We start from the raw sequence: 14,083 nt of genomic DNA, 5'->3' as shown, positions 1-14,083 counted from the left end.
CAACATTTTTGCCGCGCCAAGGATCTTGGGGGCAGGGGAAGGATCAGACGATGAGCGTGACGACGGTTCCATTGCGCCCGGTGAGCAAGGGCGGGTTGTGGCTGATGTGGTTCGGCGTCGCTGCGCTGATCGCGGTCGCGATCGGCTTCGCGGTCAAATCGACCCCGCGCATCGGCTTCGAGGTCGTCAAGGAAGGCACCGGCCTCAGCCCGACCAAGGCCGACGTCGTGCTCGTCAAATATAAGGGCACGCTGGACGACGGGACCGAGTTCGACGCCAACGAACAGGCGCCGATGCAGGTGTCGCAGGTCGTTCCCGGCTTTTCGCAGGCGCTGGTCCGCATGAAGAAGGGCGGCAAGTACAAGATCACCATCCCGCCCGCGCTCGGCTATGGCGAGAATGCGGCCGGGCCGATCCCCGCGAACAGCACGCTGCATTTCGAGGTCGAGCTGCTCGATTTCCGCACCGAGGCCGAAGTCCGCGCGATGCAGCAGCAGATGATGCAGCAGCAACAGATGATGCAGCAGATGCAGGGCGGCGCTCCCGGTGGTCCGGGCGCCCCGCCGCCGGGCGCGGTGCCGCCGCAGCCCTGATCGCGGTCAGATTGAATTCGCCAAAGCGGCGGCGGGCCTAGGGGCTTGCCGCCGCTTTTGCTTTGGGCGCCGCGCCCGCGTTGCGTTCGGCCTCGCGTTCCAGCGCGACCTTGATCATCGCGACGATCGGGTCGGCGAGCGCCAAGCCCATCACGCCGAGCAGGGCCCCGAGCAGGATCTGCGCGCCCAGCACGAGCGCGGGGGCCAGGTCGACCGTGCGCTTGGCGACCATCGGCACGATCAGATAGCCGTCGACCGTCTGGACGACGAGATAGATGACGATCGCGGCGATCCCGGTGTCGGTCCCCGCCGAGAAGCCGACGAGCACCAGCAGCACCCCCGACAGGATCGCGCCGATATTGGGGATGAAGGCGAGGAGGCCGGTGAGCAGCCCCATCAGCGCCGCCATCGGCACCCCGAAGGCGAGGCAGGCGAGCCAGGTTCCGACCCCCTCGACCGCCATGCCGAGCAGCCGCCCCGCCATCAGCCGGCGCAGCGTGAAGCCCATGCGCGCGGTGGTGATGTAGAAATTCTCGCGGCTCTTCATCGGCAGCATCCACGCGACCCCGCGCTCGTACAGCCGCGGCTCGATCGCGATGAAGATGCCGAGCACGACGATCATCACCAGGCTGGTCAACGCGCCGAGCACCGACCCGACCGCGGCGGTGACGCGCCCGACGGTGCCCGCGAGGTTGTCGGCGATCGTCTTGGCGTCGATCTGCATATTGCCCATGCCATGCTCGCTGGCCCAGGCGGCGATACGCTGGACCTGCGCCATGACGACGGTCTGCAGCGTCGCGGCCTGGTCGGCGATCTGCGACCCCGCGAACATCACGGTCCAGGCGAGGAAGGCGACGAGCGACAGGCAGACGATCATCAGCCGCCACCCGCGCCCGATCGGCAGGATCCGGCCGAGCAGCCGCGTGCCGCCGTCGAGCATCGCCGCGACGACGATGCCCGCGAAGATCAGCAGGATCGGCTGGACCAGCACGATGCACACGCCGATCAGCAGCGCGAGGCCCAGCCAGGTGCCGGCCTTCAGCAATTCGGTGCGGACCAGCTGGCTGCGGATCTCGGTGGGGCCGGGGGCTTCGGCCTTGGCCTTGGCGCGCGCCCGTGCGTCGGTTTCCGCCATGCCGCCTCCCTTTAAGATCTATTTCCCGTTACGTTCCGGCGTCAGGTCGGTTCCCGCGCGGCCCGAACGCAGCGCGCTGAACCAGCTGATCGGGTTGTACCATTCGGCGGTGCCGTCGGTCGAGAAGGTGACGATCTCGGCGCGCCCGGCGATCGCATCGAACGGCACGCCGCCGCCCAGCCCCTTGCGGCTCACCGCGACGCGGCTGTCGGCGCTGCCGTCGCGGTTGTCGCCCATCAGGAACAGATGGTCCGCGGGCACCTTGTACGGCCCGAAATGGTCGACCTCGTAATCGCCCATGTCGATCGTGTCGTAGGAGGCGCCGCCGGGCAGCGTCTCGCGGTAGATCGGCAGCTCGAGCGTCTCGCGCCCCTGCGCGTCGATGCGGACCAGGCTCTTCAGGCTGCTGTCGAACGAGGGGGTGTTGGCATCGACGGGGATCGCCATCATCGGTTGCACCTCGCGCTTCACCGGCGTGCCGTTCAGGATCAGCGCGCCGTCGCGCATCTCGATCGTGTCGCCGGGCAGCCCGATCACGCGCTTGATATAGTCGGTGCGGTCGACCGGATGCTCGAGCACGACGATGTCGCCGCGCTCGGGCAGCGTGGCGAAGATACGCCCCGCCATCTTCGGCGCGAGGTGGAAGCTGACCGAGGCATAGGACCAGCCATAGGGATATTTGCTAACCAGCAGCCGGTCGCCGTTGCGCAGCACCGGCATCATCGAATCCGACGGGATATAGAAGGGCTTCGCCGCGCAGCTGTGGATCGCGAGCACGAGTAGCAGGATCACCGCGATGTCGCGGATGAACTTGCCCCAGCTTTCCTCGCCCTTGTCCTTGGTCTTCGCCATGTCAGTCCTTGATTGCCTCGATGATGACGAAGGCCTGCGCCCAGGGATGGTCGTCGGTCAGCGTCAGATGGATATGGGCTTTGTGGCCCGCGGGGATCATCGCGGCGAGCCTTTCGGCGGCGCCCCCGGTCAGCGCCAGCGTCGGCGCGCCCGAGGGGGCGTTGACGACGCCGATGTCCTTCATGAACACCCCGCGCTTGAAGCCCGTGCCGACCGCCTTGGAGAAGGCCTCCTTGGCGGCGAAGCGCTTGGCATAGGTGCCCGCGCGCGTGAACGGCCGCCGCGCCGCCTTGGCGCGCTCGACGTCGGTGAAGACGCGCTTCTCGAACCGCTCGCCGAAGCGGTCGAGCGAATTCTGAATGCGCTCGATATTGCAGAGGTCGGAGCCGAGGCCGATGATCATGCGCCGCCATCTCCGGTTTCGCGGCGCGTAACGTAGCGCCAGCCGACCCAGGCGGCGAGCTGCGCAGCAAGCGTCGCGGGGATCGCGACGAGCAGGACCGGCGGGATCTCGACCTGGCGACCGCTTGCCATATCCCATCCGAGCTTCGCCAGCAGCAGCGCGCACAACAGCGTGCCCCCGATCTTCAGGACGCCCGACACCATCAGGAGCGTATGTCCGGGCGCGCTCACCCGCGTGCCTCGTCCATCAGGTCGCGCATCCGGCGCACGGCAGTGTCGAGCCCGGTGAAGATCGCCTCGCCGATCAGATAATGGCCGATGTTGAGCTCGGCGAGCTGCGGGATCGCCGCGATGGGGATGACATTCTCATAGGTCAGCCCATGCCCCGCGTGCGGCTCTATGCCGTTCTTCCACGCGAGCGCCGCGGCGTCGGCGATGCGGCGGAGTTCCGCGGCGCGCTCCTCGCCCTCGACATGCGCATAGCGGCCGGTGTGGAATTCGACCACGGGCGCGCGCAGCCGCATCGCCGCCTCGATCTGGCGCGCGTCGGGTTCGATGAACAGGCTGACGCGGATGCCCGCGTCGGACAGGCGCGCGACAATGGGGGCGAGATGATTATGCTGCCCCGCGGCGTCGAGCCCGCCCTCGGTCGTGCGCTCCTCGCGCTTTTCGGGGACGATGCACGCGGCGTGCGGCATATGGCGCAGCGCAATCTCGAGCATCTCCTCGGTCGCCGCCATCTCGAGGTTGAGCGGCAGGTCGGTCGCGGCCTGGATGCGCGCGAGGTCGTCGTCGCGGATATGGCGCCGGTCCTCGCGCAGATGCGCGGTGATGCCGTCGCCGCCGACCGCCGCGACGATCTCCGCCGCGCGCACCGGATCGGGATGCTCGCCGCCGCGCGCGTTGCGGATCGTCGCGACATGGTCGATGTTGACCCCGAGGCGCAGCCGGCTGCTCAATTCGCGCGGCTCCCGGGCTTCACCGCCTTGGTCTTGGCGAGTTCGGGCGGCAGTTCGTCCTCGGCATAGGTCGGGAAATTGATCGCGACGAGCGGGTAGAAGGGGACGCCGAGATCGACGCTCCCCGCCGAGCGGTCGACCAGCGCCGCCTCGGCGATAACGTCGCCGCCGGCTTCTGCGACGCACGCCATCGCCTCGCGTGACGACAGGCCGGTGGTGACGACGTCCTCGACCATCAGCACTTTCGCGCCATTGGGAATCGTGAAGCCGCGGCGCAACTCGAAGGTACCGGTGGGGCGTTCGACGAAGATCGCAGGCTTGCCGAGCGCGCGGCCCATTTCGTGGCCGATGATGACGCCGCCCATCGCGGGCGAGACGACGATGTCGATCGCTTGGCGAAGCTCGCGCGGCAGCTTGGCGGCGAGGGCGATGGCGAGGCGCCCGGCACGCTCGGTGTCCATCAGCACGCGCGCACACTGGAGGTAATATTCGCTGTGGCGGCCCGAGGAGAGCAGGAAATGCCCCTGCAGCAGCGCGTCGGCGGCGCGGAATTCGGCCAGGATTTCGTCGTCGGTCATGGGAGAATCGGTCTTTTTTCATGGGCGCCGTCCGCGATGGTCGGCAGGGTGAAAGCGGCGGTTTTTCTCGCGCTGCAAAATAGTGTTAGAGATGCTTGAGGCAAGCGGCAAGCGGGTCTATAGCGCCCGCAAGATTCAGCCCGCAGAACGGCTGCCGCGACGCATGTCCGGCCGTTTTTCTGTGGGTTGGGTGGTAAAAAGAACAACAGGCAACGGGCGGCACTATCCTTATGAAGAGCTTGAAAACCCCTGTAATCGCGGCATTAATCGCGGCGGCTTTGTCGCTCGGCGCGGTTGGCGCAGGCCAGGCGGCAGCGCCGGCGGCGGCACCCGCCACGCCCCCGGTCGCGGCGACCACGGCGAATCCGGCTCCGGCCACCCCCGACGCGGCCGCTCCGGCTGCGGCGGCCCCGGCCACCGATGCGGCGGCTCCCGCGGGCGACGCGACCTATGTCCCGATGAAGCCCACCCCGGGCGTCGGTCAGCCGATCGATGCGGGCATCGATTTCCAGCCGCAGGTCAGCCCGATCGGCGAGCAGGCCTATTGGTTCAACCATATCATCCTGCTGCCGGTGATCACCGTGATCACGCTCTTCGTCCTCGGCCTCCTGCTCTGGGTCGTCGCGCGCTACCGCGCCAAGGCGAACCCGGTGCCGTCGAAGACCACGCACAACACCTTCATCGAAATCATCTGGACCGCGATCCCGGTGCTGATCCTCGCGGTCATCGCGGTGCCGTCGATCCGCCTGCTCGCGGCGCAGTACGAACCGCCGTCGAAGGAAGCGCTTACGATCAAGGTCACGGGGTATCAATGGTATTGGGGCTATGCCTATCCCGACCAGAATATCCCCGAATATGTTTCGAAGATCCTGACCGAGCAGCAGGCCAAGGCCGCGGGCGAGCCCTATCACCTCGCCGTCGACAACCGCATGGTGGTCCCCGTCGGGCGCGAGGTGAAGCTGATCATCACCGGCGCCGACGTGATCCACAGCTTTGCGGTCCCCGCCTTCTGGACCAAGATGGACGCGGTCCCCGGCCGCGCGAACGAAACGACCTTCACCGCGACCAAGGTCGGCGTCTATTACGGCCAGTGCTCGGAGCTTTGCGGCGTCGATCATGGTTATATGCCGATCGCGGTCGAAGTGCTGCCGGTCGACAAGTGGGAGGCCTGGGTCCGCTCGAAGGGCGGCGATCCGAAGCCCAAGCCCGCCGCGGCAGCCCCCGCCGCCGCTCCTGCCGCGACGCCGGCCGCCACTCCCGCTGCGGCCCCTGCCGCTGCCCCCGCCCAAACTGCACCCGAAGCAGCGCCGGCTGCGGCTCCCGCCGCTGCCCCGGCCGCCAAGAAATAATCAAGGGGTCCGACAGATGACCGATATTGCAGCGACTGCACCGGCGCATGGCCATGATCATGCCCATGACGACCATGATCACGACACGCCGGGCTTCTTCGTCCGCTGGTTCATGTCCACGAACCACAAGGACATCGGCACCCTCTACCTGATCTTCGCGATCGTCGCCGGCATCGTCGGCGGTGCGATCTCGGGCATGATGCGCCTCGAACTGGCGCATCCGGGCATCCAGTATCTCCAGGGCTGGGCGGCTTTCCTCGACCCCGCCGCGGGCGAGGTGCAGGGCAAGCATCTGTGGAACGTGCTCATCACCGCGCACGGCCTGATCATGGTCTTCTTCATGGTCATGCCCGCGATGATCGGCGGTTTCGGCAACTGGTTCGTGCCGCTGATGATCGGCGCGCCCGACATGGCCTTCCCGCGCATGAACAACGTGTCTTTCTGGCTGACCTTCGTCGCCTTCGTGATGCTCCTGGGGTCGAGCTTCGTCCCCGGCGGCAGCGGGCTCGGCGCGGGCACCGGCTGGACGGTCTATGCCCCGCTGTCGACCAGCGGTTCGGCAGGGCCGGCGGTCGACATGGCGATCTTCTCGCTCCACCTTGCGGGTGCGGCGTCGATCCTCGGCGCGGTCAACTTCATCACCACCATCTTCAACATGCGCGCGCCGGGCATGACCCTGCACAAGATGCCGCTGTTCGTGTGGTCGATCCTCGTCACCGCCTTCCTGCTGCTGCTCGCGCTGCCGGTGCTCGCCGCGGCGATCACCATGCTGCTCACCGACCGCAACTTCGGCACCACCTTCTACGATGCCACGGGCGGCGGCGATCCGGTGCTCTACCAGCACCTCTTCTGGTTCTTCGGTCACCCCGAAGTCTACATCATGATCCTGCCGGGCTTCGGCATCGTCAGCCAGATCATTTCGACCTTCAGCCGCAAGCCGGTGTTCGGCTATCTCGGCATGGCTTACGCCATGGTCGCGATCGGCGTCGTCGGCTTCATCGTGTGGGCGCACCACATGTTCACCGTCGGCATGAGCGTGAACCTCAAGATGTATTTCACCGCGGCGACGATGGTCATCGCGGTCCCCACCGGGATCAAGATCTTCAGCTGGATCGCGACGATGTGGGGCGGCTCGATCAGCTTCAAGACCCCGATGGTCTGGGCGATGGGTTTCATCTTCATGTTCACCGTCGGCGGCGTGACCGGCGTCGTGCTCGCGAACGCGGGCGCCGACACCGCGTTCCACGACACCTATTATGTCGTCGCGCACTTCCACTATGTGCTGTCGCTGGGCGCGGTCTTCTCGCTCTTCGCCGGCTTCTATTACTGGTTCCCGAAGATGTCGGGCCGGATGTACAACGAGTTCCTCGGACAGCTGCACTTCTGGGTCTTCTTCATCGGCGTGAACGTCCTGTTCTTCCCCCAGCACTTCCTGGGCCAGCAGGGCATGCCGCGTCGCTACCCCGACTATGCGGAGGCCTATGCCTATTGGCACCTCGTCTCGTCGTGGGGCTATGTGATCATGGGCGTCGGCATGATCTTCTTCTTCCTGAACATCGGCTGGGCCCTGTTCGCGGGCAAGAAGGCCGCCGACAATCCGTGGGGCGAAGGCGCGACGACGCTCGAATGGACGTTGCCGAGCCCGCCGCCGTTCCACCAGTTCAACGAACTGCCGCGTATCGCCTGACAAGCTTCGCCCCCTGCTAGATATATCGGCAGGGGGCGTTCGCTTTCCGGCCTGGAGTTAGCATGGCGCAGAGCCTGACCCACGGCGCAACGGCGCTTCCCGCCGACTGGCGCGACCTGTTCGCGCTGACCAAACCGCGCGTGATGTCGCTGGTGGTGTTCACCGCGCTGTGCGGCCTGCTCGCCGCGCCGGGCGAAGTGCATCCGGTGCTCGCCTTCGCGTCGATCCTCGCGATCGCACTGGGGGCAGGGGCCTCGGGCGCGCTCAACCAATGGTATGAGGCGGGGCTGGACGCCAAGATGAAGCGCACCGCCGGGCGCCCGCTGCCCGCGGGCCGCCTCGACCCGCAGACCGCGCTGCAGTTCGGCGTCGGGCTCGCGGCCTTCTCGCTGTTCCTGATGCTCTTCGCGTCGAACTGGCAGGCGACCTTGCTGCTGTTCGTCTCGATCCTCTTCTACGTCTTCGTCTACACCATGTGGCTGAAGCCGCGGACGCCGCAGAATATCGTCATCGGCGGCGCCGCCGGCGCCTTTCCGCCGCTGATCGGCTGGGTCGCCGCGACCGGCAGCGTCGCGCCGCTGCCGATCCTGCTCTTCCTCCTCATTTTCCTGTGGACCCCGCCGCATTTCTGGGCGCTCGCGCTGTTCGTGCGCTCGGACTATGCCGCTGCGGGCATCCCGATGATGCCGGTGGTCGCGGGCGAGACCTCGACGCGGCGCCAGATCCTTTTCTACGCCGTGATCATGGCGGCGGGCGCGATCGCGCCCTGGCCGCTCGGCTACACCGGCGCGCTCTACGGCTGGACCGCGGTGATCCTGTCGGCGGTCTTCGTCGCGCTCTCGGTGCAGGTCGGGATGCGCACGACGCGCGAGGGCGATATGATGCGCCCCGAAAAGCGCCTCTTCGCCTTCTCGATCGCCTATCTCTTCATCCTCTTCGGCGCCGTCGTCGCCGACCATTGGTGGCCGCTATGACCGATCTCGAAAAGCCCGACGCACCCGAACCCTTCGACGAGGCGGAGTATCGCCGCCGCCAGCGCAGCCGCGCGAACCTGATGGGTGTGCTGCTGATCGCGCTGGCGGTGCTCTTCTTCGCGATCACCATCGCCAAGATGCAGATATTCCAATGATCGCGCGCCTGTCCCCCAATGCGAAGACCGCCAGCCTCGCGGGCCTGCTCGCGCTGTCGATGGTCGGGCTGGGGTTCGCCGCGGTGCCGCTCTACGACCTCTTCTGCCGCGTGACCGGCTTCGGCGGCACGACGCAGCGCTACGACCCCGTCGCCGCGGCGGCGACGCCGCAGGTGCTCAGCAACACCATGTCGATCCGCTTCGACGCCAATGTGTCGCCCGGCCTGCCGTGGAAATTCCAGCCCGAGCATCCGACCGACCAGGTCAGCGTCGGCGCGCGCGACATGGCGATCTTCATCGCCGAGAATCAGTCGGCGCACGCGATCACCGGGACCGCCAGCTTCAACGTCACCCCGACGCAGGCGGGCAAATATTTCACCAAGATCCAGTGCTTCTGCTTCACCGAGCAGAAGCTCGAGCCCGGGCAGCAGATCCGCATGCCGGTGCTGTTCTTCGTCGATCCCGCGATCATGGACGATCCCGACGCGCGCGACATCCAGGAAATCACCCTCAGCTACACCTTCCACCCTGTAGAGCCGGTAGACGAGGGCAAAAAGGCGAGCTAAGGCCGCCATCGACAGAGTCTTAACAAGACCGGCGGGCGATGGGGAATCGCGATGCTGGGGCTGCTAAAAACGGGAAACACGCCATGTCCGGTGCGAAACATCATGACTATCACCTCGTAAACCCCAGCGTCTGGCCGCTCATCGGCTCGGTCGCTGCGCTGGTGATGTTCTTCGGCCTCGTCATGTTCATGCACGAGGATCATTTCGGCGCCGCCGGCAAATGGGTCCTCGGGCTCGGCTTCATGGGCGTGATCGCGACCTTCTTCAGCTGGTGGTCGGATGTCATCAACGAAGCGCACAGCGGCGACCACACCCCGGTCGTCCAGCTGCACCTGCGCTACGGCATGATCCTGTTCATCGCCTCGGAAGTGATGTTCTTCGTCGGCTGGTTCTGGGCCTGGTTCGACTTCTCGCTCTTCCCGGTGCCGATCGAAGTGACCGCCGACGGCGTGACCTCGCTGTTCGGCCAGGACGGCGCCGCGACGATCACCATGTGGCCGCCGAAGGGCATCGAAGTCATCGACGCCTTCTCGCTGCCTTTGCTCAACACGCTGATCCTGCTCTGCTCGGGCACCACGATCACCTGGGCGCACCACGCGCTGATCCACGGCGACCGCGACGGCCTGAAGAAGGGCCTGTGGGCGACGATCATCCTCGGTGCGATCTTCTCGATGATCCAGGCCTATGAATATGCCCATGCGCCGTTCCCGTTCGGCCAGAGCAACTACAGCTCGGCCTTCTACATGGCGACCGGCTTCCACGGCTTCCACGTGCTCGTCGGCACGATCTTCCTGATCGTCTGCCTCGTGCGCAGCTACAAGGGCCACTTCACCCCGCAGCAGCATTTCGGTTTCGAAGCCGCTGCCTGGTACTGGCACTTCGTCGACGTGGTGTGGCTGTTCCTCTTCATCATCGTTTATGTCTGGGGCGGCTGGGGCGCACCTGTCGCCGCGCACTAAGTGACGGCATCCGATAACAGCCAAAAGGGGCAGCCGCCGGTCTGGCGCGCTGCCCTTTTTGCGCTCTGTCCCGAATGCGGCGCGCCGGGACTGTTCCTGTGGCCCGCGACGTTCCGCGACCGCTGCCCGTCGTGCGACATGGACAGCGGCCGTTACAATGTCGGCGACGGCCCCGCGGCCTTCCTGACGATGATCATCGGCACACTCTTGATCGTGGCCGCCCTGACGCTCGATACGCTCGTCAACCCGCCTTTCTGGGTGCATGTCGTGCTGTGGGTGCCGCTGACGGTCGTCGCGGTGATCTATGGCCTGCGCGTCGGCAAGGCGGCGCTGCTTGCCAGCGAGCATCAGCGCGAGGCCGCCGAGGGGAAGAAACAAGATGACTGAGCCCGCCCCCACACCGCGCCGCTGGCCCCTCATTCCCACGATCCTCGTGCTCGCTGCGGTCGCCACGATGATCGCGCTCGGCGTCTGGCAATGGCAGCGCAAGGGCGAGAAGGAAGCGCTGATCGCGCTCTACCAGCGCAATATGGCGATGTCGTCGCTGGTGACCTATCCCGAGCTGCCGCCGGTTCCCGACGCGCTGCTCTTTCGCAAGAGCAGCGTGACCTGCCTCGAACCGGTGCGCTGGGACCAGCGCGGCGGCACGGACCGCGCGGGCAAGAGTGGAATCCGCATGATCGCCGACTGCCGCACCGGCGCCGAGGGGCCGGGCGTGCTGATCGACATGGGGACCGCCGACAACTTCATGCCCGATGGAAAGACGCCCGCGTGGAAGGGCGGCATCGTGCAGGGGACGATCGTCCCCGGCCCCGAACAGCCGACGATGATCGAGCGGCTGACGGGCAGGGCGATGCCCGCGCGCGCGCTGCTCGTCGCCGATGTCCCGGCGCCCGGATTGCGCCCCAGCGCGGTGCCATCGGCGGCCGATACGCCGAACAACCATCTCGCTTATGCCGGGCAATGGTTCTTCTTCGCGATCGCCGCGCTGGTCATCTACATCATCGCCGTGCGCCGCCGCTTGCGGCCTTGACGTTCGGCGGCTAGGCGCGGGGCGCCATGGATTACATCAGCACCCGCGGCTCCGCGCCGACCCTCGACTTTCGTGCCGCCACCCTCGCAGGGCTCGCCGGCGACGGCGGGCTCTATGTGCCGGCGAAATGGCCGGTGCTGAGCCGGGACGAAATCCGCGCCTTCGCCGGGCTCGATTATGTCGAAACCGCGGTGCGCGTGATGACCCCCTTCGTCGCGGGGGTGCTGTCCGAGGACGAACTGCGTGAGCTTTGCAAGGCCGCTTACGGCCGCTTCAGCCACGACGCGGTGACCCCGCTCGTCCAGCTCGACCATCGCCACTGGCTGCTCGAACTCTTCCACGGCCCGACGCTGGCGTTCAAGGACGTCGCGCTCCAGCTGCTCGGCCAGCTGTTCGAAAAGTTCCTCGCGGGCGGCGACACCGACATCACGATCGTCGGCGCGACCTCGGGCGACACCGGCTCGGCGGCGATCGAGGCGGTCGCGGGGCGCGAGCATATCCAGATCTTCATGCTCCATCCCGAGGGCCGCGTCAGCGACGTCCAGCGCCGCCAGATGACCACCGTGCTCGCCCCGAACGTCCATAATATCGCGATCGACGGCAGCTTCGACGATGCGCAGGCGATGGTGAAGCGCCTGTTCGGCGACGAGGAGGCGCGCAGCCAGGTCACGCTGTCGGCGGTGAACAGCATCAACTGGGCGCGGCTGATGGCGCAAATCGTCTATTATTTCTACGCTGCGGTGCGCCTCGGCGGCCCCGATCGCCCGGTCGCCCTCTCGGTCCCCACGGGCAATTTCGGCGACGTCTTCGCGGGCTATGTCGCGTCGCGCATGGGCCTCCCGATCGCGCGGCTCGTCGTCGCGACCAACGTCAACGACATCCTCCACCGCGCTTTGACCAGCGGCGACTATAGCGCGGGCACGGTCACCCCGACCGCCACCCCCAGCATGGACATCCAGGTCAGCAGCAATTTCGAACGGCTGCTCTTCGACCTGTCGGGCCGCGACGGCGGTGCCATCACCGGCATGATGGGCGAGTTCGACCGGAACCGCGCGATGACGATCCCCGGCGACATGCTGAGCGGGGCGCGCGGGCTTTTCTCGAGCGCGAGCATCGACGGCGACAGCATGTCGCTGGCGTTGCGCTGGGCGCAGGAAAAGGGCGGGCAGGTCATCGACCCGCACAGCGCGGTCGGCCTCGCCGCGGCGCGCCAGATCGACCTCGACGCCGATATTCCCGTCGTCACCCTCGCGACCGCGCATCCCGCCAAGTTCCGCGAAGCCGTCGAGCGCGCCACCGGCGTGCGTCCCGCGCTGCCCGCCCGCCTCGGCAACCTCTTCGAGCGCGAGGAACGCTACAGCAAGCTCCCCGGCGACTATGACGCGGTGAAGGCCTTCATCCTCGCGGAAGCCGCGCGTGGCTGAGCTCTTGCCCCTCGTGACGCTCGTCGGCGAGGCGTGGGACGATTATGGGCTGGTCGACAGCGGGAACGGGCGCAAGCTCGAACGCTATGGCCGCTTCCGCTTCATCCGCCCCGAGCCGCAGGCGATGTGGGCGCCCGCGCTGCCGCAGGGCGAATGGGACGCCGCCGACGGCGAGTTCGTCCCCGCGTCGGACGACGATGGCGGCGGCCGCTGGTACTATAACAAGCCCGTGCCGCAGGAGGGCTGGCCGCTCGGCTGGCGCGAGACGCGCTTCACCGCGAGCTGCACGCCTTTCCGCCATCTCGGCTTCTTCCCCGACATGGCGCCGGTGTGGGACTGGCTGCGCGCGCAGGTCGCGGGCAAGCAAGACCCCGCCTTCCTCAACCTCTTCGGCTACACCGGCGTCGGCAGCCAGGCGCTCGCCGCCGCGGGCGCGTCGGTGACGCATGTCGATGCGTCGAAGAAGTCGGTCGCGCAGGCGCGCGAAAACGCCGCGCTCGCGGGCATGGACGAGAAGCCGGTGCGCTGGATCGTCGACGACGCCGGCAAGTTCGCCGCACGCGAGGTGCGGCGCGAGAAGCGTTACGACGCGATCCTGCTCGACCCGCCCAAATTCGGCCGCGGCCCGAACAACGAGCGCTGGCAGCTCGAGGAGGGGCTTGCGCCGCTGCTCGCCGATTGCCGCCTGCTGCTCGACGCCGACAGCCGCGCGCTCTTCCTCACCGTCTATGCGGTGCGCATGTCGGCGCTGGCGATCGGCGAACTCTTGAACCAGCTCTTCGCCGACCTGCCGGGCCAGGTCGAATGCGGCGAACTCGCGGTGCGCGAAGAGGCGCGGGGGCTGCTGCTCCCCACCGCGATCTTCGCGCGCTGGAGCCGCTGACCGCACATCCGCCACCCTTTGCGGTAAGCCGAGCAACTCCTGCTGCCGCGCCCCGTTGCGTGGGCATGGGGGCGGCGAGGGCCGGCTCCTCCGGTCCTCGTTCGCTCCCTTTCACAGGAGAGACATCATGGCCGACACGCTCGAACGCAGCGAAACCAACCGCCTCATCGCCTCGGACAAGGTCGAAGGGACCGCGGTCTACAATCCCGAGAACGAGAAACTCGGCACCATCGCCAATGTGATGATCGACAAATATTCGGGCAAGGCCGACTATGCGGTGCTCCAGTTCGGCGGCCTGTTCGGACTCGGCAGCGACCATTATCCGCTGCCGTGGGACATGCTGACCTACGACACCGACAAGGGCGGCTATGTCGTCAACCTGACCAAGGAGCAGGTCACCGGCGCGCCGCGCTACGCCCGCGACGACACCCCCGAATATACCGACGAATATGGCCGGACCGTCTACGGCTATTACGGCCTCAGCTATCCGATGCTCTGACGTCGCGCATCGCGAAAGGGCAGGCCGGTTCGGCG

18 protein-coding genes are annotated in these 14,083 nt (G+C 67.0%); 12 read left to right on the top strand and 6 right to left on the bottom strand.

The genetic code is table 11. From position 1 onward, the window contains the following. Positions 1-50 precede the first annotated feature (50 nt). A complete protein-coding gene (locus tag ATE62_RS13940; RefSeq protein ID WP_058806826.1) occupies positions 51-593 on the top strand; it encodes an FKBP-type peptidyl-prolyl cis-trans isomerase in 543 nt (180 codons plus the stop codon). A gap of 37 nt (positions 594-630) precedes the next feature. On the opposite strand, the gene ATE62_RS13935 is transcribed toward ATE62_RS13940, so the two are convergent. From ATE62_RS13935 to pyrE, 6 genes are read right to left on the bottom strand one after another with little or no spacing between them, the layout of a single operon-like run. Beyond that, positions 631-1,728: an AI-2E family transporter gene (locus tag ATE62_RS13935; protein WP_058806825.1), complete on the bottom strand. Its 1,098-nt coding sequence runs from the start codon at positions 1,726-1,728 to the stop codon at positions 631-633. Positions 1,729-1,746: 18 nt separating this feature from the next. Next, the gene (lepB, locus tag ATE62_RS13930; protein ID WP_058806824.1) at positions 1,747-2,580 is read right to left on the bottom strand and encodes a signal peptidase I; all 834 of its coding nucleotides are present in this window, start codon (positions 2,578-2,580) and stop codon (positions 1,747-1,749) included. A gap of 1 nt (position 2,581) precedes the next feature. Next, a complete protein-coding gene (gene acpS, locus ATE62_RS13925) occupies positions 2,582-2,983 on the bottom strand; it encodes a holo-ACP synthase (protein WP_058806823.1) in 402 nt (133 codons plus the stop codon). After that, positions 2,980-3,213, bottom strand: a complete 234-nt coding sequence (locus ATE62_RS13920; protein ID WP_058806822.1) for a hypothetical protein — start codon at positions 3,211-3,213, stop codon at positions 2,980-2,982. Before ATE62_RS13920 ends, acpS begins: the two co-directional genes overlap by 4 nt. Then, complete coding sequence (locus ATE62_RS13915) at positions 3,210-3,941, bottom strand: pyridoxine 5'-phosphate synthase (protein WP_058806821.1); 732 nt, start codon at positions 3,939-3,941, stop codon at positions 3,210-3,212. Before ATE62_RS13915 ends, ATE62_RS13920 begins: the two co-directional genes overlap by 4 nt. Continuing rightward, positions 3,938-4,519, bottom strand: a complete 582-nt coding sequence (gene pyrE, locus ATE62_RS13910) for an orotate phosphoribosyltransferase (RefSeq protein WP_058806820.1) — start codon at positions 4,517-4,519, stop codon at positions 3,938-3,940. Before pyrE ends, ATE62_RS13915 begins: the two co-directional genes overlap by 4 nt. A 230-nt stretch (positions 4,520-4,749) precedes the next feature. Here pyrE and coxB point away from each other — a divergent pair, with 230 nt between their 5' ends. The 11 genes from coxB to ATE62_RS13860 all read left to right on the top strand — a co-directional run bounded on the left by coxB (position 4,750) and on the right by ATE62_RS13860 (position 14,048). Then, the gene (gene coxB, locus ATE62_RS13905) at positions 4,750-5,868 is read left to right on the top strand and encodes a cytochrome c oxidase subunit II (protein ID WP_058806819.1); all 1,119 of its coding nucleotides are present in this window, start codon (positions 4,750-4,752) and stop codon (positions 5,866-5,868) included. A gap of 16 nt (positions 5,869-5,884) precedes the next feature. Further along, entirely contained in the window at positions 5,885-7,555 is a 1,671-nt protein-coding gene (gene ctaD, locus ATE62_RS13900) for a cytochrome c oxidase subunit I (protein ID WP_058806818.1), read from the top strand. Positions 7,556-7,617: 62 nt separating this feature from the next. Next, complete coding sequence (locus tag ATE62_RS13895; protein WP_058806817.1) at positions 7,618-8,529, top strand: heme o synthase; 912 nt, start codon at positions 7,618-7,620, stop codon at positions 8,527-8,529. Further along, entirely contained in the window at positions 8,526-8,684 is a 159-nt protein-coding gene (locus tag ATE62_RS23660; RefSeq protein WP_197411604.1) for a hypothetical protein, read from the top strand. Before ATE62_RS13895 ends, ATE62_RS23660 begins: the two co-directional genes overlap by 4 nt. Then, positions 8,681-9,250 (top strand): cytochrome c oxidase assembly protein, encoded by a 570-nt coding sequence (locus ATE62_RS13890; protein ID WP_058806816.1) that lies wholly within the window; start codon positions 8,681-8,683, stop codon positions 9,248-9,250. The genes ATE62_RS23660 and ATE62_RS13890 overlap by 4 nt, the downstream gene beginning before the upstream one ends. 83 nt (positions 9,251-9,333) lie before the next feature. Next, positions 9,334-10,209 (top strand): cytochrome c oxidase subunit 3, encoded by an 876-nt coding sequence (locus ATE62_RS13885; protein WP_058806815.1) that lies wholly within the window; start codon positions 9,334-9,336, stop codon positions 10,207-10,209. Continuing rightward, entirely contained in the window at positions 10,210-10,596 is a 387-nt protein-coding gene (locus tag ATE62_RS13880) for a DUF983 domain-containing protein (RefSeq protein WP_058806814.1), read from the top strand. It abuts the gene before it with no gap. Then, positions 10,589-11,242 (top strand): SURF1 family protein, encoded by a 654-nt coding sequence (locus ATE62_RS13875; RefSeq protein ID WP_058806813.1) that lies wholly within the window; start codon positions 10,589-10,591, stop codon positions 11,240-11,242. Before ATE62_RS13880 ends, ATE62_RS13875 begins: the two co-directional genes overlap by 8 nt. Before the next feature lie 26 nt (positions 11,243-11,268). Continuing rightward, the gene (gene thrC / locus ATE62_RS13870; protein WP_058806812.1) at positions 11,269-12,666 is read left to right on the top strand and encodes a threonine synthase; all 1,398 of its coding nucleotides are present in this window, start codon (positions 11,269-11,271) and stop codon (positions 12,664-12,666) included. A 4-nt stretch (positions 12,667-12,670) separates the two neighbouring features. Beyond that, positions 12,671-13,549, top strand: coding sequence for a class I SAM-dependent methyltransferase (locus ATE62_RS13865; protein ID WP_058806838.1), 879 nt, complete (start codon positions 12,671-12,673; stop codon positions 13,547-13,549). Positions 13,550-13,676: 127 nt separating this feature from the next. Beyond that, entirely contained in the window at positions 13,677-14,048 is a 372-nt protein-coding gene (locus tag ATE62_RS13860) for a PRC-barrel domain-containing protein (protein ID WP_058806811.1), read from the top strand. The last annotated feature ends 35 nt before the right edge of the window (positions 14,049-14,083 follow it).

Origin of the sequence: Sphingopyxis sp. HIX (genome assembly GCF_001468285.1) — a bacterium.
GTDB lineage: Bacteria > Pseudomonadota > Alphaproteobacteria > Sphingomonadales > Sphingomonadaceae > Sphingopyxis.
Note: the sequence above shows the minus strand (reverse complement) of the source record. Positions and strands in the feature narration are given on the sequence as shown.

Excerpts from the sequence above, each read along its gene's own strand:
- ATE62_RS13940 (WP_058806826.1), top strand. The coding sequence starts at position 51 with ATGAGCGTGACGACGGTTCCATTGCGCCCGGTGAGCAAGGGCGGGTTG.
- ATE62_RS13935 (WP_058806825.1), bottom strand. The coding sequence starts at position 1,728 with ATGGCGGAAACCGACGCACGGGCGCGCGCCAAGGCCAAGGCCGAAGCC.
- lepB (WP_058806824.1), bottom strand. The coding sequence starts at position 2,580 with ATGGCGAAGACCAAGGACAAGGGCGAGGAAAGCTGGGGCAAGTTCATC.
- acpS (WP_058806823.1), bottom strand. The coding sequence starts at position 2,983 with ATGATCATCGGCCTCGGCTCCGACCTCTGCAATATCGAGCGCATTCAG.
- pyrE (WP_058806820.1), bottom strand. The coding sequence starts at position 4,519 with ATGACCGACGACGAAATCCTGGCCGAATTCCGCGCCGCCGACGCGCTG.
- coxB (WP_058806819.1), top strand. The coding sequence starts at position 4,750 with ATGAAGAGCTTGAAAACCCCTGTAATCGCGGCATTAATCGCGGCGGCT.
- ctaD (WP_058806818.1), top strand. The coding sequence starts at position 5,885 with ATGACCGATATTGCAGCGACTGCACCGGCGCATGGCCATGATCATGCC.
- ATE62_RS13895 (WP_058806817.1), top strand. The coding sequence starts at position 7,618 with ATGGCGCAGAGCCTGACCCACGGCGCAACGGCGCTTCCCGCCGACTGG.
- ATE62_RS23660 (WP_197411604.1), top strand. The coding sequence starts at position 8,526 with ATGACCGATCTCGAAAAGCCCGACGCACCCGAACCCTTCGACGAGGCG.
- ATE62_RS13890 (WP_058806816.1), top strand. The coding sequence starts at position 8,681 with ATGATCGCGCGCCTGTCCCCCAATGCGAAGACCGCCAGCCTCGCGGGC.
- ATE62_RS13885 (WP_058806815.1), top strand. The coding sequence starts at position 9,334 with ATGTCCGGTGCGAAACATCATGACTATCACCTCGTAAACCCCAGCGTC.
- ATE62_RS13875 (WP_058806813.1), top strand. The coding sequence starts at position 10,589 with ATGACTGAGCCCGCCCCCACACCGCGCCGCTGGCCCCTCATTCCCACG.
- thrC (WP_058806812.1), top strand. The coding sequence starts at position 11,269 with ATGGATTACATCAGCACCCGCGGCTCCGCGCCGACCCTCGACTTTCGT.
- ATE62_RS13860 (WP_058806811.1), top strand. The coding sequence starts at position 13,677 with ATGGCCGACACGCTCGAACGCAGCGAAACCAACCGCCTCATCGCCTCG.